This window comes from Acidovorax sp. 56 (genome assembly GCF_002749705.1).
Taxonomy (GTDB): Bacteria; Pseudomonadota; Gammaproteobacteria; order Burkholderiales; family Burkholderiaceae_C; genus Acidovorax.
In genome coordinates, this window is the sequence record NZ_PEEV01000001.1 from 2,609,319 (window position 1) to 2,629,556 (window position 20,238).

The window sequence follows — 20,238 nt, forward strand, 5'->3', positions numbered from 1 at the left end:
CTCTGTCATCCGGCCCAAGCCTCAAGAACACGCGGGCGGGCGATTCGCAAGCATAGGCAAGCATAGAAGCCCACGCCCCGGCCAGGTTGCCACAATGGTTGCAAATCGTGCCACGGCTGGCACACTCTGCGGCGTGAAACCGACCCACCATCCCAGCAACCGATTGGCGCCACCCGCCGCAGCCCCCACCGCTGCGCCCATTGCACCTGCGGCAACGCCTATCGCATTCGTGCGCGCCATTGTTCTGGCGTACGAGCGGCGCAGCCTGAGCCCCGCGCGCGCCCTGGCCCAGGCACAAATTGCGCCGCAGCTGCTGCAGGACGACAGCGCCCGCATCACCGCCTGGCAGATGGAGCAGATCTCCGACGCCGCCATGCAGGAGCTGGACGACGAAGCCCTGGGCTGGTTCAGCCGCCGCCTGCCCTGGGGCAGCTACGGCATGCTGGCGCGCGCCAGCATCAGCTCGCCCACGCTGCAGGTGGCCCTGGCCCGCTGGTGCCGCCACCATGGCCTGCTGGCAGACGACATTGCGCTGCACCTCACCACCCAGGGCGACACCGCCACCCTGGCCATCACCGAGGCCCGCGACCTGGGCGCGCTGCGCGAGTTCTGCCTGGTCTCCGTATTGCGCAACGCGCACGGCCTGGCCTGCTGGATGGTGGACTCGCGCATCCCCCTCACCGCTGCCGAATTTGCGTTTGACGCGCCCCCGCATGCCGATGCCTACGCCGTGCTGTTCCGTGGCCCCGTCACCTTCCACGCGCCACGCACCGCCCTGCACTTTGACGCCCGCTACCTGCACCTGCCCCTGCGCCGCGACGAACAGGCCCTGCGCCAGATGCTGCAACACGCCCTGCCCCTGACCGTGCTGCACTACCGCCGCGACCGCCTGCTGGTGCAGCGCGTGCGCCAATTGCTGGCCGCCCCCCTGCCGGGCCAGCCCGCCCACGCCCTGCCCCAGCACAGCGCCGAATCACTGGCCGCGCTGCTGCATGTGTCGCCGCGCACCCTGCACCGTCAGTTGAAGGAGGAAGGCGCCACGCTGCAGGGCCTGAAAGACGAGGTGCGCCGCACCCGCGCAGTGGAGCTGCTGCACCGCACACAGCGGCCCATCAAGCAGGTGGCGGAGGCAGCGGGGTTTGAGAACGAGAAGAGTTTTATCCGCGCGTTTCGCGGGTGGACGGGGCAGTCGCCTGCGGAGTTTCGGAGGGAGGCGAGGGTGTAAGGACATCAGCCCCCTCAGGGCTCGTAGGCCTCAAATGACAGCCTGCAGGGACGGGAATTACGGCGAGATACGCACCGACCATCGCCCAGGTACTCGAAAACAACTTCGCTCGCTCTTCAGAACTAACCGCCGACACGTTTCCGTGACGCAATGGGTCAGCAGCTGACTTAATTGCTAGAAGAGTGGATTCCTCAATTCCAGCAAATTCTCGAAATTTTTTCCACTGCTTCGACCTATCAGCTGCAGATAGACCGTGCAGCGATGCGCAGTGATGCCGCAACGACTCAATTGCTCGGTAGCAATAGAAGCCCGTGTCATCAGCGTGCTTCATCGCAAAAATAAGATCGTTGAAACAGCGATGAAGGAATACGCCATCGGGACCTAGAGTCTTTTCCCTGAGCGTCGACAGTGCCTCTTGCAAATTGACTGTGTTCCCTTGCTCGGCAATGCAGGGCACGTCGATACCAAAAACATAATCGATTCCACGGCTTTGACACAGGACACGGCTGAGCTCTAGGGATTCTCTGCACGAATCCCGATGCGATGTGTTTGAGCGGGCGTGAAGGCGAGACAATTCACGCATGAAGCAAAGCAGCCTGGGCATGAGCAACACCGTCAAGCGCACACGCAAGCGCGAATTCCTGGATGCGATGGCGCTGGTGGTGCCATGGGCTGAACTGGTCTCGCTGATCGAGCCTTACGCCCCCGAGAGTGGTCGCCGCGGCCAGCAGCCCTTTGCAGTGCAGACCCTGCTGCGTATCCATTTCATGCAGCAATGGTTCAAGCTCAGCGACCCAGCCATGGAGGAAGCGCTGCACGACGTGCCTGCCTTCCGTGATTTTGCAGGCCTATCCCACTGGGACGAACACATTCCCAGCGAATCGAGCATCCTGAGGTTTCGCCACCTGCTGGAGCGCCACAAGCTGGCCGAACAAATCCTGGCCACGGTCAACGCGCTGCTGCAGGCCAAGGGATTGCAGTTGAAGGCGGGCACCGTGGTGGATGCCACGCTGATTGCAGCGCCGAGTTCGACCAAGAACGAAGACAAGGCGCGAGACCCCGAGATGCACCAGAGCAAGAAGGGCAACCAGTGGTACTTCGGCATGAAGGCCCACATCGCAGTGGATGCGGACTCGGGTCTGGTACACACAGTGCGGGGCACGGCTGGCAACGTCAGCGACATCGTCGAAGCCAACAGCCTGTTGCACGGGCAGGAGACAGATGCCTTTGGCGATGCGGGCTATCAAGGCGTGGACAGGCGGCCTGACGCCAGGCCTGGCGTACGCTGGCATGTGGCCATGCGCCCAGGATTGCGCCGGGCGTTGGACAAGGACAAGCCTCTTGATGCACTGATCGACCAATTCGAGCGCACCAAGGCGCGCATCCGGGCCAAAGTGGAACACCCGTTCCGCGTGCTCAAGCAGCAGTTTGGTTATGTGAAGGTGCGCTACCGTGGTTTGAGGAAGAACACGGCGCAGATCGTCACGCTGTTTGCCCTGTCCAACTTGTGGATGGTCAGGCACGAATTGCTGGCCATGGGGCAAGTGCGTGTGCAAGGGGCGTAATGCCCAGGAAATCGGGGAATTGCTTCCCCCAGGAGGCGCTTGGACAGCGTTTGGGCGCCTTGCCGGGGCTGGCTTTATCTCACGGCCGGGAGTAGCTCACTTCCAAGTGATTCGTGCTGACCTTCCCTAGGTCATAGGCGTAGCCTTTGAGATAGCCCACCATTGCCAACTGAGTTTGAATGATGTTCCTTACAACGTTACGCAGATCGAAGAGATCCCAGTCATGCTCACTCTCTACCCAAACAGCAACCTGATTTAAAACAATACTCACCTTTGCAATGCCGTTGATGTTTGAGCCCAAATGAGAAAACCCAACGACAAACTGGAGAGACAACTGAGCACGCTCTGGCAACACGACGCCACTAAAAAGGTATGGTTCCATGACTTAAATTTCTCACGAGCTAAGTAACTTTCACGACCGCAGCCGTTTGTAATGTTGCAGGACTCTCGATGCCGAGACAACTGCAATTCTGAAAAGTCCCCCCATGCTCCACCTCCACCACTGCGTCAGCGCCCGCTCCTTCCGCCCCCTGTGGATGCTCGAGGAGCTGCAACTGCCCTACCAACTCCACATGCTCCCCTTCCCGCCCCGTGCCAAGGCCCGGTGGTTCCTCGACGAGAACCCGCTGGGCACGGTGCCGCTGCTGGTGCAGGGCGATGTACGAATGACCGAATCGGCCGCCATGTGCCAGTACCTGGCCACCACGCACCCTGACGCGGGGCTGGATGTGGCGCCCACGCACCCGGCCTATGGTGCTTATCTGAACTGGCTGCACATGAGCGATGCGACGCTGACGTTTCCGCAGACGCTGGTGCTGCGCTATGGACGCTTTGAGCCCGCAGAGCGCAAGCAGCCGCAGGTGGTGGAGGACTACACGCGCTGGTTTCTGGCACGGCTGAGGGCGGTGGAAGCTACCGTGGCGCACAGCGACTACCTGTGTGCGGGCCGCTTCACGGCGGCCGATGTGGCGGTGGGGTATGCGCTGCTGTTGGCTCAGCACCTGGGGCTGGTGGAGCAGTTTGGCCCGGCCACGCAGGCCTATTGGCAGCGGCTGCAGGCGCGGCCTGGCTACCAGCGGGCCATGGCAGCGCAAACGCGTGCGGCAGAAGAACAAGACGTGCCAACCACCCCGGCCCCCGACACACGGCCTTGAACGGCCGTGGGTGCGACTGCGGGTTCTTTGTGCCCCCCCGCGCCTTTACCTCCTTGGCGGCTCCCAGCCAGTTCGGTCCAGGCAGAGTGGTCTGCCGCTCAATCCTGCGCCTGCAGCCGTGCAGGTGGCACCGCCGCCCCCTTCAGCGACTGCACCAGCGCCTGAAACTCTGGCGAATGGCGCAGCACGCTGCCCCCGGCTTCGATGAGCCCCGTGACTTCGTCGGGTGCAATCGAGAACGCTGTGGGCACTTGCAGCAGCCTGCGGCGGGCCACAGCGTCTGGGGCATCGCGCAGGTTGACGGGGATGACGTGGACCTCGGCATCGTCGGCAAACGCATCAAAGCCGCCGCGTGCGCCCTCGGCCAGGGATTTGCGCCAGCGCTGGGTGATGTCGCGCAGAAACTCCTGCGTCTCGCGGGTGGAGCGCGAACCGGCGCCAAACAGCAGCGTGTCCACCACCTGCGCAATGTTGGGCACGGTGTCCTGCGCATCGATGTGGTACGAGGGGTCGCGCTCGGCATTCACGGTGATCAGCACCAGCTTGCGGATGCTGCGCGGGGGGATGCCGACCTCGCTGAAGGTCTCGCGCAGGCCGCCACCGGCCATGGCACGGTCAAGCAAGCGCTGCACGCCCAGGTTGTCGGCCAGCCCGCCATCGACCAGGTGGATGTAGGGCCTGCGCTCTGCGTCCTGGTAGCTCACCTCGTGCGCGCGGTACAAGCGTGCCCTGTAGTCGTTGGCAGCAGCGCGCTCAGCGGCGACGGTGGTGGTGCGTTGGCGCTCGGGGCATTGGTCGGCGTAGTTGCGCAGGGTGACGGGGCTGAGCAACAAGGGCACGGCCGAGGAAGCCGCCACCGCAAACGACAAGGGCACTTTGCGCAGGTCGGAGCAGATCAACGCAAACTGCTCCCAGGTGAACTCAAACCCCGTGCCCAGCGACATGTCGGTGGCGGTGATGAAGAGCTGCGGGTGGCGTGGGCGCTTTTCCACATCGCCAAAGGTGCGCCCTTCGTACAGCTCGTCCAGGCGGCGGGCCAGCAAGTGGGTGCGCCCCAACCAGGGCGAGGTGAGGTCGATCAGGTTGCCGGGCCGCAGGGCCTGGGTGATGAGGCTGTTCTGAAAGTTCTGGCGCAAAAAGTCTTGCTCAAAGCGCGGCAGCCCCTCGATGCCGTGGGCGGCAAAGTAGGCGGCCACAATGCTGCCGCCCGACACGCCACTGACCACATCGGTCGCATCCAGCAGCGTGGTGGGCTGGCCGTCCCATTCAAAGCGGGTTTGCTGCATCTCCGTCAGCACCCCAAAGCCGAACGCCGCAGCGCGCGCGCCGCCGCCCGACAACGTCACGGCCACCAGGATGGACGGGTCGCGCTCGGACTTGCGCAGGGGCACGCTCTGGTCCTCTGCGGGCAAGGGCTCGTTGACCCAGGGCCGCACGGATGAGCAGGCACTCAAAAGCCCCAGCCCCACGATGAGCGCTGAGTGGGCCATCCAACGCCGCAGGAGGCTCAGGCACTGATGGGTGTTTGTGTGAAGAGGCACGTTGGCAACCCGGTGAAACATGGAACGGCTGCGCTCAGCAGCCCAGCAATGCAGGCAGATCGGCCATGCCGCGAAAAACCTGCACGGCCCCTGCTGCGCGCAGTGCGGCGCCGTCGTCCAGCGGGGCGTAGGCAAACACGGTGGCACCGGCGGCCACACCGGCCGTGACACCGGTCACGGTGTCTTCCACCACGGCACAGCGCTGCGGCGGGGTTTGCAAAGCGGCCGCAGCGGCCAGGTACACATCGGGGGCGGGCTTGGTGGCGGGCATTTCGTGGCCGCTGAAAATGCGGCCGTCAAAAAATGGGGTGAGCCCCACCTTGGCCAGTTGCATCTCGACCTTGAGCCGATCGGCCCCCGAGGCACAGGCGATGCGCCCGCTGTGGTGGGCGTGCACCCGCTCGATGGTGGGGTGGATGTGCTCGATGGCCGTGAGGCGGGCCTCCAGCTCAGCGTTGCGCCGCGCATAGAACGCGGCCATCCAGGCGTCCGTCAGCGGCTGGCCGGTGTGCAGCTCGATGCGGGCCGCCTCGCTGCGTACCGTCTTGCCGATGAAGATGTCCATGCACTCCTGCGCACCGATGGCCCAACCGGCCTCGTTGAGCATGGCGCACAGCACGCCGTTGGTGATGGGTTCGCTGTCGACCAGCACGCCATCGCAGTCAAACAATACCGCGTCAAATTGCATCATCCGTTCACACTCGCTTGTACCCGTGGGGGATGCCCGTCGGGAGGGGGTTTTCAGTTTGGGGGGTTGCCTGCAGGCTCTGCCATCCGCTCACACAGGCCCGTGGCTTGCGCGGCCTCGCGGCGCGCCAGCTCGCGAACACCGGACACTTCAGGAGCTTGCAGGGCCGACGCCGGGGGGCCGCACCAGCGCATGGCCCAGTATGCACCGGGCTTGGCGCGGCGCAGGATGTCGGCACGGGCCTCTTGGGCTTGGCGAGCGTCGCCCAGTCGCTGCATGACGGCCCACCGGTCCAGCTGCCACAGCGCATCACGCCTGGGCGACGCCGCATTGCGGGCGGACTGCAGCCAGGCCTGCCAGTGGGAGCGCAGGCTGGCAGGGTCTTGGCGGGCCATGGCCGACCACACCAGTGTCTCCAGCGCCCGATCTTGCAGGTGCACCCAGCTGGCGGTGACCGATGCAGGCACCTGCGCCAGCACCTGCTGGGTGAGGGGCACAGCACGATCGGTATGCCCTTGGTCCATCAGCAGCCAGGCCAGGTCCAGCTGCGCATCGGCACGGCCCACGCGCGCAGCCAAGGCGCCGCGGCTGCGGTCGCCTTCGGCGGGGGTTGGCCAGGCATCCACATTGCGCTGCAGCAGGCGCTGGGCCTCTTGCTTTGCCTCTTGGGCATCACCCTCCCCAGCCTGCTGCATTCGCCAGCGCGACAAGGCGGAGCGCGCCGTGGCCGCGCTGTAGAACGAGGGCGAGAGGCCAGAGCGTGTGGCAGCGGGTGGGCCAGCGGGTGGCGCGGCGTCAGCCGCCTCCCACAGGGCCAGCGCGCGTTGCATGTGCTCGATGGATTCGTTCAGCGAGGCCGCGCTGTGGGCCAACGAAGACTCGGCCCGGGCCTGCAACAGGCGCAGCGACGCATCGGCGTCCGCAGGCATCTCGGCCAGCAGGCGCAGCCCCCAGGCGCGGGACTCTTGCGGGTCTTCCGTCGCCTGCAGCAGCCCCAGCAAGGTGCGCGCCCGCAGCGGGTTGCTGGCAGGCAATGGCTCGGCCAGTGCCCAGGCCTGTTGGTAACGGTCCAGCGCGGCCTGGGTGTCTTCCAGCTCCAGGGCATCGTCTGCCGCCTCCAAGTACAGCGGCAAGCGCTGGGACTCGGGCAGGGTGTCGGCTTTTTCGAGGCGGCGCGTCCATTCCTCGGGGGTGACAAAACCGCTGGCAGGTGCGCTGTAGGTGGGTGGGGATGTCTCATCGACCACATCGGGCAGGTACTGGGGCGCCGAGCGCGCCGCCATGAACAAGGGCCCTGCCCCAGTGGCCCACAACGCCGCTGCGGGCAGCGCAAGGCAAGCCAGATACAGCGCCAAACCCGCCAGGGTGCCAAGCAACCCGAGGCGCGTGCCCTGCAGCTCGGGCAGCAGGGCCCGCACAGCGCCCAGGCGTTGCGCGAAGGACCAGCGGGCAAACTGCGGCTGCTGCAGGGCGGTGAACACCCGGGTCGCCGCCTCGGCCTCGGTCAAGGCCTGCCCCGCTGCGGGGCGTGGCACCTGGCGGTCCACACGCATCAGCCGCCAGTGGTGGGACAAGCCCAGGGCCAACAGCCCCGCCAGGGCCAGCGTGATGGCATCGTGCAGCAACCAGCCCAGGGCCCCCAATGCCACCATGCCTGCGAGCACAAAGACAAAGCGCAGTACAGGCCAGCGCACGAACAGCAGCGACTCCACCACGCGCCCGCCGTCCAGCGGATGCACGGGCAGCAGGTTCAGGTAATTGATGATGAGGCACATCAGGACAAAGTCCGGTACCCACGCAGACGGCGCCAGCCAGCCCTTGGCCAATGCGCCCATCAGCCCCATGGCCAGCAACAGCCCTGGCACCGGCCCGGCCAGGTACACCGCCAGCTTGTTCCAGGTGGATGCGCTGGGTTTGTGGCCCAGGGCCACACCGCCGAGCCCCGGGATGAACAGCACCGAGAGGTTGCGGTAGCCCAGCGTGCGCATGGCCAGCCAATGTCCACCTTCGTGCAAACCGATGACCACCAACAGCACCAAGGCGCTGCGCCAGCTCATCAACACGCCCCCCACCAGCACAAACAGGGCGGCCGTGGTGCCCAGTGCCAGCCACTTGCGCCGCGGGCGGGCGGCCACCTCGGCCTGGTGCGACTGGTGTTGCGCAAAGGCCTGCAGGTCTGCATGCAATGCTGCGTCCACGCCCGCTGGCGAGACGGCATCGGACAAAGGAGCCGAGGTTGCAAAGGAAGCGGCAGGCACAGGCGAGCGCGCCATCACCTGGGCGGCGCGGCGCATGCCACGCACCAGCGTGGGCGCCTGCCGCAGCGCGGCCCATCCGCGCATGCGCCACAGCGGCAAAGTGGGTGCGGCGGTTTCGCTGAGCGGGGACGCAGCCACCGGTGCCGAGATCGGTGCCGTGAAGGGGGTGAGGTAGCCACGGGCCTGCCCCTCGGGCAGCATGCCTTGCAGCAAGCCCAGGCACACCTCGCGCACCGCAGCCACATCGGTCACCGGCTGTCGGCCTGCAGCGCAGGCAGCGTCTACGCGGCGCTGGTGCCCGGCCCAGGCCTGGGGCACGGATGGCAGGTAGTCGTCGTGCACCTGCCAGGTGGCAGGCCACCACAGCAGGAAGTGGCGAAAGCAATGCACCGTCAGGTCATGCGGCCCGGCATCGGCCCACACGGTGGCCCACTGGAACGTGCAGGCGCGCCCGGCCTCGGGCAAGGTGGAGGGGGACACCTGCAACTGCGTGCGCCCATCGGCCGACACGTACACATCGCTGTACACCCAGGGCATGCCCGCAATGCAGGCCGTGGGGCTGCACTGCAGGCTGTAGCCGTAGGTGAACCCCATGGCCATCACATCGCCCGCTGCGGCATCGAGAATGCCCCGGTGCGGCGCAGGCACGGCAGCGCGGTCCAGCACCTGCACGGCCACGGGCTGCAGCCGCAACTGCGCGAGGCTGCGGGCCATGGCCAGCCACATCCACAGGGGCAAGGCCACGGCCAGCAAGGCTGCCGCAGCGGCCACGGTCATCCAATGGTTCATTCCATCCCTCTCACGTTCTCTGGGCGCACCGGTGTTTCCCGGCGTCACCATGCGGGCTGTGCAGCCCCATCCTGATCACCAAGCGCTCAGCGGTGATCTCCGTCCACATAAAACCACCGCCCGCCTTCGCGCACAAAGCGGCTGCGTTCGTGCAAGCGCACGGCGCGGCCGCCCAGGCGGTGGCGGGCGACGAATTCGACTTCGGCGTGGTCGGCGTCTTGCACCCAGTGGCCACGCACCTCCAGGCCCAGCCACTGCGTAGCAGGGTCAAAATCGAGCGATTCGGGGCGGTGGCTGGGGTGCCAGGTGGCCTGCAGGTAGTCGGCACGCTCACGCACAAAGGCGGTGTAGCGCGATCGCATGAGGTGCTCGGCATCGGGGGCCGCCGCAGTGTCCCAGTGGTCCAGGTAGCGGCCGCAGCAATCGGCATACGCCGCGGGCTGGGCTTTGGCACCCGTGCCTTGCTGGCGGCCACAGGGGCAGGCCGCCGTGGCAGGGGCCGCTTTCTTGGGGTTCAACGCAAGGCCCCAAACACCTTTTGCAGGATGGCGCTGCCCGCGCCTGCGGGGTTCTGGCGGATCTTGCGCTCTTCCTCGCCGATCATGAAGAAAAGGCCGTCCAGCGTTTTGCCGGTGACGTAGGTGGCCAGGTTGGACTCTTCGGGCTTGAGCAGGCCAAAGCTGGCGGCCTTGCCCGCAAAGGCGTTGTACTTCTGGGTGAGGCCCACCTTCTCGGTGGCCTGGTTCACCACGGGCAAAAAGCGCTCGGCCAGCGGGGCGCGGGTCTTGGTGACGAAGAACTGGGTGACGGAGGTATCGCCGCCCGCCAGGATGTTCTTGGCGTCGGTCACGCTCATGGACTGCACGGCACCCACCAGCAGATCCTTGCCCATGGGCACGGCGGCCTCGGCTGCGCGGTTGATGGAGGTGACCAGCTCATCAATGCGCTTGCCCTGGCCCATGGACTTCATGACCTTGGCCGCGTCTTGCAAGTAGCCCGGCAGGCCGATGCGCACCTGCGGGTTGCCCAAAAACCCGTCGGTGCGCCCGAGCAGGGACACCGCTGCCTGCGCGCCTTGCGCCAGTGCGGCCTTGAGGCCGCTGGAGGCATCGGCATTGGTCAAATCGCCCAGTGACAGGGCCCAGGCACGGGAGTAAGTAGCCAACAAAAGGGCACCCAGCGCCCCTGCGCTGGCTTGGTGGAAATGGCGGCGCTGCATGGTGGGGGTCTTTCAGTGGAGGTGGACAACACACTGGCTGCGCGGAGGGCGCCAGTGCGGCAAACAAGGCTGATTTTCGCCGAGAGGAGCCAGGCCCTAGACTGGCAGCGCCAGACAAGGTGCAACAAGGAGTAGTGCGATGTGGCAAATGAGCGTGCCGTGGTGGGAGTTTGTCGTGCGGGGCATGGTGGTGTATGTCTTCCTGCTGGTGTTTTTGCGGCTGACGGGCAAACGCCAAACCGGGCAGTACGCGCCCTTTGACCTGGTGCTGCTGCTGGTGTTGTCCAACGCGGTGCAGAACTCGATGAACGCGGGCGATAACTCGCTGGTGGGCGGGCTGATCTCGGCCCTAACGCTGATCGGCTGCCATGTGGTGCTGGCGCAGCTGACCTTTCGCTCGCCCTGGCTGGCCCGGTGGGTGGACGGCACGCCCCAGGTGCTGGTGGACAAGGGGCAGGTGAACGAGCGGCTGATGCGCGAGGAGCTGATCACCGCCGACGACCTGGGCGCCGCCTTGCGCGCCAGCGGCTGCCTGGCATTGCACGAGGTGGAGCGCGCCACCATCGAGACCAATGGCCAGATCACGGTGGTGCTGAAGCCGCGCAGCACACCCTGAATATTTAAACCAAAATGGCTGCCAGCGCTTATTCAGCAAGCGCCAGCAGCTACCAAATCAATAGCAACTACCCTGCAAAGGGTGGACCTCAGGCCAGCGCACGCTGGATGAGGATCTTCTGCACGTCGCTCGTGCCTTCGTAGATCTGGCACACGCGCACGTCGCGGTAGATGCGCTCCACCGGGAAGTCGTTCACCACACCGTAGCCGCCCAGCGTCTGGATGGCAGCGCTGCACACGCGCTCGGCCATCTCGCTGGCAAACAGCTTGGCCATGGCGGCTTCCTTCAGGCAAGGTTTGCCCGCATCGCGCAGCGCGGCGGCGTGCCAGATGAGCTGGCGCGCGGCCTCGATCTGCGTGGCGCACTCGGCCAGGCGAAAGCCCACGGCCTGGTGGTTGAAGATGGCGGTGCCAAAGCTCTCGCGCTCTTTGGAATACGCCAGCGCCACGTCGAACGCGCTGCGCGCCATGCCCACGCTTTGCGCGGCGATGCCGATGCGGCCGCCTTCGAGCGCACCCAGGGCGATCTTGTAGCCCTCGCCCTCGGCACCGATCAGGTTCTCGGCCGGGATGCGGCAGTTGTCGAAGTTGATCTGCGCCGTGTCGCTGCTGTGCTGGCCCAGCTTGTCTTCGAGCCTCGCCACCACGTAGCCAGGGTTGCTGGTGGGCACGAGGAAAGCGCTCATGCCCTTCTTGCCCGCGCCCTTGTCGGTGACGGCGATGACGATGGCGACGTGGCCATTCTTGCCGCTGGTGATGAACTGCTTGACGCCATTGACGACGTATTCATCGCCCTGCTTCACTGCCGTCGTGCGCAGCGCGGACGCGTCAGACCCCACATGCGGCTCGGTCAGGCAAAACGCGCCCAGCATCTCGCCACGCGCCAGCGGCGTGAGCCAGTCGCGCTTTTGCTGCGCGTTGCCGTAGCGCATGAGGATGGCGTTGACGGGGCAGTTGGTCACGCTGATGGCGGTGCTGGTGCCGCCGTCGCCCGCCGCGATTTCTTCGAGCACCAGCGCGAGCGTGAGGTAGTCGAGGTGTGCACCGCCAAACTCTTCAGGCACGCAAATGCCGTAGGCGCCCAGGGCGGCCAGGCCCTGGTGGGCCTCTTTGGGGAAGTGGTGCTCCTTGTCCCAGCGCGCGGCGTGGGGCCACAGCTCGGTTTGGGCGAAGTCGCGCACAGCGTCGCGGATCATTTCCTGGTCTTGGGTGAGCAGCATGGGTTTTGTCTCCAGAGTTTTTATATGTGATGAGGGGGTTGCGGCGGCGGCCTACCAGTGGCTGGCGCGGCGGCCATCGTGGTGCAGCAGCCGCCCTTTGTCGGCCGACGTGACGCTGGCCAAGGTGGCGCGCAGGCCGCGCACGCTGTCCTCCACCGACAGCGGCGCGGTGCCGCCGCCCATGTCGGTCTGCACCCAGCCGGGGTCGATGGTGACCAGCGTGGCGCCGGGGTAGCTGTGCTGGGCGGAAGCCACAGCCATGTTCAGCGCCGCCTTGCTGGTGCGGTACAGCCACGATTCGCTGTTCGGCACGCTGCCGATCTGCGACATGGAAGACGACAGGAACGCGAACACGCCGCCCGCATCCGCGACCAAAGGTGCCACCTGCGGGATGGCCTGCATGGCGCCCAGCACGTTGGTGCGCAGGACGGCATCAAAGTCTTGCTGTGTGGGCGGGGTGAGCGCGTTGGGGCGGCGGATCACGCCCGCCACGTACAGCGCCAGGTCGAGCTTTTCGCCGTCCAGCTGCCAGGCCAGGCCGCTGACGCTGGCAGGGTTCGCCACATCCACAGTGAGCACGTCAGCGCCCAGGGCCTGCACGCGATCGCGCCCGGCGTCGTCGCGCACCGTGGCGATGACGCGGCGGCCCGCTTCGGTGTACTGGCGCACCAGCTCCAGGCCAATGCCACGGGAGGCGCCGATGATGAGGATGGATTTCATGGATAAATTGGAATGAAATGAGGCTCTAGCGCTTATTCATCAAGCGCAAGCAGCTACAAATATAGGAGCATTTACAGCAACTCCATCGCATGGGGACACCGTTCGACGCACCCCTCGCAGTCCACAAAACTGGCACGGCCCAGGCGAGGGGCACCTGGCAAGGACCGCCCCGCAGCGAGGGTGTAGTCCCCCTGCAGGGGCAGAGAGGCGCGGCTCCAAACCTGCCTGCGCAGGTTTGGACGTCCTCGAAGAGCAACCGCCTCTGGCGGCTGCACCAAGGCGGCGAAGGCGACTCAGGGGGTGCACCATGTCACGCATCGCCCAATTGCTGCTCTTGCGCCAGTTGGGCGCGGTAGCGCTGCAGCATGGCAGCGTGGGTTTCAGGCTCGGTAGCCAGACCGATCTGGTCGTGGATCATCTGGTTCATGGACGGCAGCACGCTGCGGTCCACCTGCGCATCGGTCTGCCACAAGCGCGAGCGCATGAAGGCCTTGGAGCAGTGTAGGTAAGCCTCGGCTACCTGCACTTCAATGATCAGCTTGGGGCGCTGGCGCTCGGAGGCAAACAGGTCGGTGAAAGCTGCCTCTTCGCGCAGCCGGGCCGTGCCATTCACGCGCAGGGTTTCGTCCACGCCGGGAATCATGAACAGCAGGCCGATGCGCGGGTCGGCCAGCAGGTTGGTCAGCGTATCGAGCCGGTTGTTGCCACCCGAATCGGGCAGCAACAGCGTATGGGCATCGGGCGCTTTGACAAAGCCTGGGGCACCGCCGCGCGGGGACGCATCAAGCAGCGCCCCGCCCTGCCCGACGTGCTCACTCTGCGCCGTGGCCGCGCCGGCGGAGGCCACCACGCAAAACGGCGAGAGGGCGATGAAGTGCCGGCAATGGGCGTCCAGCAACGGCTGTTGTTTGCGCAGGGCCCGCTCGGCGGGTTGGGCGTACAGGCTGCGCAGTTGCTCCAGGGTTTCGATCATGGGGACTCCAGCGCTTTAGCGGTGACGGCGGACGTGGCCCGCCAGCGGGTGGACAAAGGGTTAAGAAGGATCAGGACAGGTAGCCCGCGTACTCAAAGTAGCCCGACCATGCGGGGTCAAACCCCACCTTCAGCTCCAGCGAGGCGGCCTCGTCACGCAGCAGCAAAGGCGCCAGGGTTTGCTTGGCCAATTGCTCATCGCTCACGTAATACAGGGCCTGGCGGCGGCCAGCGCGCATCAGCGTCATCGCCAAGATGCCCAGTTGCGGCACCTGCAGCAGCGTGGCGGCCTGGTCGTGCAGGTCTTGCACGGCGGTGAGGGTGTCGCTGTCGGGCACGGCCAGGTCCAGCGTCAGGGCGTAGGCCAGGTCGGCGCGCATGGCCACGGCGTTGGCGCTGGTGTTGATCATCACCACGCCGGTTTCCTGCGGGCCTTCGCTGCCGTCCGCGTCCTCGTCGTCTTCGACGTCGTTGCCTTCATCGTCCACCGCGCAGTTGAACTGCAGCTCCAGCCCATCCCAGGCAGGCTCGCCCGTGGGGAAGTGGCCGGTGCGCCCCAAGGTCTGCACCCAGTAGGCATCGAACACAGGTTGCAGCTGGCTCAGGGGCGTCCAAGTCACGTCCTGGTCGTAGTCTTCGCCCACAAAGTCCACCGCGCCCACCTTCACAGAAAAGTCGAATTCGCCCAGCACGTGGTCCATCATGATGAAGGTCATGTGGCGGGCGTGGTCCTCGAAGTCGTGCGGAATCTCTCGGGCAAAGCGCAGCTCCAGCGCCACCTGGCCGTTGTCTTGCTGCAGGGCCACCAGCACGTCGTTGGTGGACAGCTCAAACCCGTCCATGCCAATCGGAAAGTCGGGGTGCTTGCTGCGCTCGCGGAACGCCGTCACGCGGTAGTGCGCCAGCTTGGGCGCGGCGGCCACCACCTGCGAGAGCAGCGGAAAGTTCTCGATGCTGCCGTGGGCGGTGACGATCAGCTCGATCACCTCATCGTCGGGCCCGCCCTGCATCTCCAGCGCCAGGCCCTGCACATGGGGCGTCAGCAGGTCGTTGGCCTGCTCAACGCGCTCGCGCAGCGGCACGGCCTGGAGGGTGGCTTCGGCGGCTGCGAAATCGCGCCAGAACGCGGCGATGTGGGGAGTGGACGGCATGGGGTTCCTGAGGGGTGAAAACCCGTAGTATTTCAGAAGCAGCAGCCCACTCCGCGCGGGATGGGCTGCTTTACATCAAGGCCAGCGGCGGGCCATCACACCAGCTCAATGGCCATGGCGGTGGCCTCGCCACCGCCAATGCACAGCGTGGCCACGCCCCGGCGCAGGCCACGGGCCTGGAGGGCATGGATCAGCGTGACGATGATGCGCGCGCCGCTGGCACCAATCGGGTGACCCAGCGCACAGGCGCCACCGTTGACGTTGACCTTGTCGTGGGGCAGGTTCAGCTCTTTCATGAGGGCCATGGGCACCACGGCGAAGGCTTCGTTGATTTCCCACAGATCCACATCGCCCACCTGCCAGCCCGCCTTGGCCAGCACCTTGTGCGTGGCGCCCACGGGGGCGGTGGCAAACCACTCGGGCTCTTGCGCATGCGTGGCATGGGCCACGATGCGGGCCACAGGCTGGCTGCCCAGCTGCTGGGCGGTGGACTGGCGCATGAGCACCAGCGCCGCAGCACCGTCGTTGATGCTGGAGCTGGAGGCGGCGGTGATGGTGCCGTCTTTCTTGAAGGCGGGCTTCAAGGTGGCGATCTTTTCGAGCTTGACCTTGCCTGGGCCTTCGTCCACCGACACCACCACCTCGCCCGCGCGGGTCTTGACGGTGACGGGCACGATCTCGACGGCGAATGCGCCGGATTCTGTGGCTGCCTTGGCGCGCTGCACGCTGGCGGTGGCAAAGGCGTCTTGCTGCTCGCGGGTGAACTGGTACTTGGCGGCGCAGTCTTCGCCAAAGGTGCCCATGGAGCGGCCGGCCTCATAGGCGTCTTCCAGGCCATCGAGCATCATGTGGTCAAAGATGCGGTCGTGGCCCAGGCGGTAGCCGCCTCGGCCCTTTTGCAGCAGGTAGGGGGCGTTGGTCATGCTTTCCATGCCGCCCGCCACCATCACGTCGTGCGTGCCGGCCAGCAGCATGTCGTGCGCCATCATGGCGGCCTTCATGCCCGATCCACACATCTTGCTGAGCGTGACCGCGCCCGCCTCTTTGGGCAAGCCGCCCTTGAAGGCTGCCTGGCGTGCGGGGGCCTGGCCCTGGCCTGCCATCAGGCAGTTGCCAAACAGCACCTCACCCACGGCGCCGGGGGCAATGCCCGCGCGCTGCACGGCAGCCGCAATGGCGACGCCGCCCAGGTCATGCGCGGCCAGCGCAGCAAAGTCGCCCTGCAGCGCGCCCATGGGCGTGCGCGCGGCACCGGTGATGACGATGGGGTCTTGGTGGGCGGGGGCTTGAGGTGTCGGCATGGAGGTCTCCTGTTTTAAAAAGTGGAAAGAAGCAGGGGGAACTGCGGTCGGTGCGTGCGCACCCTTCAGGCGGGGGCGTGCACAAAACGCCGCTCCTGGTCATAGGGAAACACGTCGATCACATGGCCGGCCTGGATGCGGGTTTTGTGCGCCTGCCAGAAGGCGGCATCCAGCAGGTCGGCGTGGTGCTGCATGAAGGCATCGCGCACCACGGGCTGGGCCAGCAGGAAGGGGCCGAAGGTTTCGGGAAACACATCACGTGGGCCCACCGTGTACCAGACCTCGCCGCTCATCTCGTCCTCTTCGCTGCGGGGCGGGGGAACGCGGCGGAAGTTGCAATCGGTGAGGTATTCGATCTCGTCGTAGTCGTAGAACACGACCTTGCCGTGGCGGGTGATGCCGAAGTTCTTCCACAGCATGTCGCCCGGGAAGATGTTGGCGGCCACCATGTCTTTGATGGCGTTGCCGTACTCGATCACGCAGCGCTCGATCTGCTGGCGTGCATGCGGGTCATCAGGGCCTGCGTCCAGTGCCTCTTGCAGGTAGATGTTGAGCGGGATCATGCGCCGCTCGATGTACAGGTGCTTGATGATGACTTCGGTCTGGCCATCGCCATCACGGTCGCTGATCTCCAGCTGGCTGGGCGCAAATTTCTCGATCTCGGCAATCAGCTCGTCGCTGAAGCGGTCGCGCGGAAACGCCACCTCGCTGTATTCGAGCGTATCGGCCATGCGACCCACGCGATCGTGCTGCTTCACCAGCAAATACTTGCCCTTGACCTGTTCGCGCGTCGTGTCCTTTTGCGGCGGGTAGTAGTCTTTGATGAGCTTGAAGACGTACGGGAAGCTGGGCAAGTCAAACACCAGCATGACCATGCCCTTGATGCCGGGCGCAATGCGGAACTGGTCGGTGGAGTGCCGCAGGTGCTGCAGAAAATCGCGGTAGAACAGTGTTTTTCCCTGCTTGGCCAGGCCCAGTGCGTTGTAGATTTCAGCCCGAGGCTTGCGCGGCATGAGGCTGCGCAGAAACTGCACGTAGGCGCTGGGCACTTCCATGTCGACCATGAAGTACGCCCGCGCAAAGCTGAACAGAATCTGCAGGTCTTCCTCGCCAAACAGCGCGGCGTCGATGGTCAACTGGCCCTGGTCGTCGTGCAGGATGGGCAGGGCAAAGGGCACCTCGGTGAAGCCATTGATGATCCGCCCCACCACGTAGGCCCCCTTGTTGCGAAAGAACAGGCTGGTGAGCACCTGGATCTGGAAGTTGGCCCGCAACTTGACCTGCGCCAGCCGGGTTTGCATGGCGGCCAGCACATGGCGCGTGTCGCGCTCCAGATGGGCAAAAGCGCGCTGCAGTCCGAAGTTCTCGACGATGGTGATCAGCGTCTGGTGCAGCGTATCGCGCGAGGGGTAGTAGGCGCGGTAGGTGGGCTTGGCCGTGGGCTCGTCACTCTCAATGTATTCGGTGCTGACGGCCGGGCGCACAAAAATGAAGTCGTTCTGAAAATGCGTGCGGTGCAGGATCTTGCAGGTGACCGAGTTGAAAAACGTCTCGGCCAGCTCGGGCTGGTGGTGGTTGACCAGCAGCCCGATGTAATGGAGCTTGGCCTGGTGCCAGACGGCCATGGGCTGCGCCCCCGCACCAAATTCTTTCTCCAGGCGGCGCACGCACTCCTTGACGCGCAGGTCGTAGAACTCGATGCGTTCGCGCTGCGCCCGCTGCTGGCCCAGCCAGTCGGCGGTTTCAAACCGGTGCTTGGCACGGGCCGATTCGGTGCGAAACAAGCGGTAATGGCGGTTAAAACCATCCATCATCGCCTTGGCGATGGCATAAGCCTGGGGAGAGTCGAGCCGCTGGGGAAACATGGCAGCGCAGGTGGGAGCTGATCGCCGGATTGCCCAGGGCCCGTTCTGGCGCCTTAACCCCGCCGCGTGGCAGCCACGCCAGCGATGGCCGCGCGGTACAGGGCGTCCAGGCCTTCGGTGCTGTCCACCGTCATGTGCAGGTTGTTGATGAGCCCGTCCTTGAGGCCGTAGCACCAGCCATGCAAGGTCACCTTCTGGCCACGGCCCCAGGCGTCCAGCATCACGGTGGTCTGCGCAATGTTAACCACCTGCTCGATGGCATTGAGTTCGCACAGCACATCGTGGCGCCATTGCGGCTCCACCGAAGCGATCAGGTCGCGGTGGCGGTCACGCACGTCCGTCACGTGGCGGATCCAGTTGTCTGCCAAGCCCACGCGAATGCCCTCCAACGCCGCCAGCACGCCACCACAGCCGTAGTGACCCACCACCATCAGATGCTCCACATGCAACTGGTCCACCGCATATTGGATGGTGGACAGGCAGTTGAGATCGGTAGGCACCACCACATTGGCCACGTTGCGGTGGACAAAGACCTCGCCCGGCTCCAGCCCCGTGATCTGGTTGGCCGGCACCCGGCTGTCGGAACACCCCACCCACATGTACTTGGGCTTTTGCTGCGCCAGCAAGCTGGTGAAAAAGCCGGGCCGCTCGCGCTCCATCTGGGCCGCCCAGGCGCGGTTGTGTACAAACAGGTCGTCGATGGATGTGGGCATGGTGTCCTTTGGTTTTTGGGAATATCGGTCAGCAGGTCTCGGCAAACAGCTCACGGCCAATTAGCATGCGGCGAATCTCACTGGTGCCAGCGCCGATTTCGTACAGCTTGGCATCGCGCCACAAGCGACCCAAGGGGTATTCGTTGATGTAGCCATTGCCGCCAAAAATCTGCACGCCTTCTCCGGCCATCCAGGTGGCCTTTTCGGCACACCACAGAATGACGCTGGCGCAATCCTTGCGCACCTGACGAACATGGTCCGTCCCCAGCATGTCCAGGTTCTTGGCCACGGTGTAGGCGAACGAGCGTCCCGCCTGCAGCACGGTGTACATGTCTGCGACCTTGCCCTGGATGAGCTGGAATTCACCAATGCTCTGCCCGAACTGTTTGCGATCGTGAATATAGGGGATGACGTTGTCCATCACCGCCTGCATGATGCCCAAAGGCCCTCCAGTCAGTACGGCACGTTCGTAGTCCAGGCCGCTCATGAGCACCTTGGCGCCTTGGTTCACCCCACCCAGCACGTTCTCGGCGGGCACTTCAACGTCCTGGAACACCAGCTCGCCGGTGTGACTGCCGCGCATGCCGAGCTTGTCGAGCTTTTGGGCGATGGAAAACCCCTTCATGCCCTTCTCGATCAGGAAAGCCGTGACGCCGCGCGCGCCCAATTCGGGCTCCGTCTTGGCATAGACCACCAGGGTGTCGGCGTCCGGGCCATTGGTGATCCACATTTTGCTGCCGTTGAGCAGGTAGTAGCCGCCCTTGTCCTCGGCCTTGAGCTTCATGCTGATCACGTCCGAGCCCGCGCCAGGCTCGCTCATGGCCAGGGCGCCCACGTGCTCACCGCTGATGAGCTTGGGCAGGTACTTGGCCTTTTGTGCCCCATTCCCGTTACGATTAATCTGGTTCACACACAGGTTGCTGTGTGCACCATAAGACAGCCCCACCGAAGCGCTGGCGCGCGAGATTTCCTCCATCGCCACCATGTGGGCCAGATAGCCCATGGCGGCGCCACCGTACTGTTCGGGCACGGTGATACCGAGCACGCCCAAGTCACCCATCTTGCGCCACAGGTCCATCGGAAATTGGTCTGTGTGGTCGATCTCCGCAGCGCGGGGCGCAATTTCCGACTGCGCAAAATCCCGCACGGCATCTCGCAAAGCATCGATGTCTTCACCCAGTTGGAAGTTCAAACCAGGAAGGTTGGATGGAAGGCTCATGGGGTTGTCTCCTTATCAGAATG

Annotated in this window: 18 protein-coding genes; 4 read left to right on the forward strand and 14 right to left on the reverse strand. The window is 65.2% G+C overall.

Going from position 1 to position 20,238, the window contains the following annotated elements; genetic code table 11:
- Positions 1 to 94: 94 nt before the first annotated feature.
- Together CLU88_RS11535 and CLU88_RS11540 are read left to right on the forward strand one after the other, a co-directional pair.
- On the forward strand, positions 95 to 1,225 hold the full coding sequence (locus CLU88_RS11535; RefSeq protein ID WP_233205445.1) for an AraC family transcriptional regulator: 1,131 nt from the start codon (positions 95 to 97) through the stop codon (positions 1,223 to 1,225).
- Between the two features lie 581 nt (positions 1,226 to 1,806).
- A complete protein-coding gene (locus CLU88_RS11540) occupies positions 1,807 to 2,790 on the forward strand; it encodes an IS5 family transposase (RefSeq protein ID WP_099656021.1) in 984 nt (327 codons plus the stop codon).
- A gap of 79 nt (positions 2,791 to 2,869) precedes the next feature.
- Here CLU88_RS11540 and CLU88_RS11545 read toward each other — a convergent pair whose 3' ends face one another.
- Positions 2,870 to 3,172, reverse strand: a complete 303-nt coding sequence (locus CLU88_RS11545) for a hypothetical protein (protein WP_233205446.1) — start codon at positions 3,170 to 3,172, stop codon at positions 2,870 to 2,872.
- Between the two features lie 103 nt (positions 3,173 to 3,275).
- On the opposite strand from CLU88_RS11545, the gene CLU88_RS11550 reads away from it, so the two are divergent.
- Complete coding sequence (locus CLU88_RS11550; protein ID WP_099656727.1) at positions 3,276 to 3,944, forward strand: glutathione S-transferase family protein; 669 nt, start codon at positions 3,276 to 3,278, stop codon at positions 3,942 to 3,944.
- A gap of 98 nt (positions 3,945 to 4,042) precedes the next feature.
- Here the strand turns inward: CLU88_RS11550 and CLU88_RS11555 are convergent, their stop codons facing one another.
- The 5 genes from CLU88_RS11555 to CLU88_RS11575 form a co-directional block, all read right to left on the reverse strand.
- Positions 4,043 to 5,434 carry a patatin-like phospholipase family protein gene (locus CLU88_RS11555; RefSeq protein WP_199173442.1) on the reverse strand — a complete coding sequence of 464 codons (1,392 nt, stop codon included), beginning with the start codon at positions 5,432 to 5,434 and terminating at the stop codon, positions 4,043 to 4,045.
- Between the two features lie 85 nt (positions 5,435 to 5,519).
- Positions 5,520 to 6,173 (reverse strand): HAD family phosphatase, encoded by a 654-nt coding sequence (locus CLU88_RS11560; protein ID WP_099658811.1) that lies wholly within the window; start codon positions 6,171 to 6,173, stop codon positions 5,520 to 5,522.
- Between the two features lie 53 nt (positions 6,174 to 6,226).
- Positions 6,227 to 9,220 carry a site-2 protease family protein gene (locus CLU88_RS11565; RefSeq protein WP_143225988.1) on the reverse strand — a complete coding sequence of 998 codons (2,994 nt, stop codon included), beginning with the start codon at positions 9,218 to 9,220 and terminating at the stop codon, positions 6,227 to 6,229.
- An 86-nt stretch (positions 9,221 to 9,306) separates the two neighbouring features.
- Positions 9,307 to 9,738, reverse strand: a complete 432-nt coding sequence (locus CLU88_RS11570) for a YchJ family protein (protein ID WP_099656729.1) — start codon at positions 9,736 to 9,738, stop codon at positions 9,307 to 9,309.
- The gene (locus CLU88_RS11575) at positions 9,735 to 10,439 is read right to left on the reverse strand and encodes a DUF4197 domain-containing protein (protein ID WP_099656730.1); all 705 of its coding nucleotides are present in this window, start codon (positions 10,437 to 10,439) and stop codon (positions 9,735 to 9,737) included. The genes CLU88_RS11570 and CLU88_RS11575 overlap by 4 nt, the downstream gene beginning before the upstream one ends.
- Before the next feature lie 139 nt (positions 10,440 to 10,578).
- Between CLU88_RS11575 and CLU88_RS11580 the strand changes: the two genes are divergently transcribed.
- The gene (locus tag CLU88_RS11580) at positions 10,579 to 11,055 is read left to right on the forward strand and encodes a DUF421 domain-containing protein (protein ID WP_099656731.1); all 477 of its coding nucleotides are present in this window, start codon (positions 10,579 to 10,581) and stop codon (positions 11,053 to 11,055) included.
- Positions 11,056 to 11,143: 88 nt separating this feature from the next.
- On the opposite strand, the gene CLU88_RS11585 is transcribed toward CLU88_RS11580, so the two are convergent.
- The 8 genes from CLU88_RS11585 to CLU88_RS11620 all read right to left on the reverse strand — a co-directional run bounded on the left by CLU88_RS11585 (position 11,144) and on the right by CLU88_RS11620 (position 20,215).
- The gene (locus CLU88_RS11585) at positions 11,144 to 12,274 is read right to left on the reverse strand and encodes an acyl-CoA dehydrogenase family protein (RefSeq protein WP_099656732.1); all 1,131 of its coding nucleotides are present in this window, start codon (positions 12,272 to 12,274) and stop codon (positions 11,144 to 11,146) included.
- A 51-nt stretch (positions 12,275 to 12,325) separates the two neighbouring features.
- Complete coding sequence (locus CLU88_RS11590; protein ID WP_099656733.1) at positions 12,326 to 12,994, reverse strand: SDR family oxidoreductase; 669 nt, start codon at positions 12,992 to 12,994, stop codon at positions 12,326 to 12,328.
- A gap of 310 nt (positions 12,995 to 13,304) precedes the next feature.
- On the reverse strand, positions 13,305 to 13,967 hold the full coding sequence (locus CLU88_RS11595) for a pyridoxamine 5'-phosphate oxidase family protein (protein WP_099656734.1): 663 nt from the start codon (positions 13,965 to 13,967) through the stop codon (positions 13,305 to 13,307).
- Between the two features lie 70 nt (positions 13,968 to 14,037).
- Positions 14,038 to 15,117 (reverse strand): DUF695 domain-containing protein, encoded by a 1,080-nt coding sequence (locus CLU88_RS11600; RefSeq protein ID WP_099656735.1) that lies wholly within the window; start codon positions 15,115 to 15,117, stop codon positions 14,038 to 14,040.
- Positions 15,118 to 15,212: 95 nt separating this feature from the next.
- On the reverse strand, positions 15,213 to 16,418 hold the full coding sequence (locus CLU88_RS11605; protein ID WP_099656736.1) for an acetyl-CoA C-acyltransferase: 1,206 nt from the start codon (positions 16,416 to 16,418) through the stop codon (positions 15,213 to 15,215).
- 65 nt (positions 16,419 to 16,483) lie between these two features.
- Positions 16,484 to 18,283: a bifunctional isocitrate dehydrogenase kinase/phosphatase gene (gene aceK / locus CLU88_RS11610; protein WP_099656737.1), complete on the reverse strand. Its 1,800-nt coding sequence runs from the start codon at positions 18,281 to 18,283 to the stop codon at positions 16,484 to 16,486.
- A gap of 53 nt (positions 18,284 to 18,336) precedes the next feature.
- Positions 18,337 to 18,996, reverse strand: coding sequence for a carbonate dehydratase (can, locus tag CLU88_RS11615; protein WP_044396931.1), 660 nt, complete (start codon positions 18,994 to 18,996; stop codon positions 18,337 to 18,339).
- A 28-nt stretch (positions 18,997 to 19,024) separates the two neighbouring features.
- A complete protein-coding gene (locus CLU88_RS11620) occupies positions 19,025 to 20,215 on the reverse strand; it encodes an isovaleryl-CoA dehydrogenase (protein ID WP_099656738.1) in 1,191 nt (396 codons plus the stop codon).
- Positions 20,216 to 20,238: the final 23 nt, after the last annotated feature.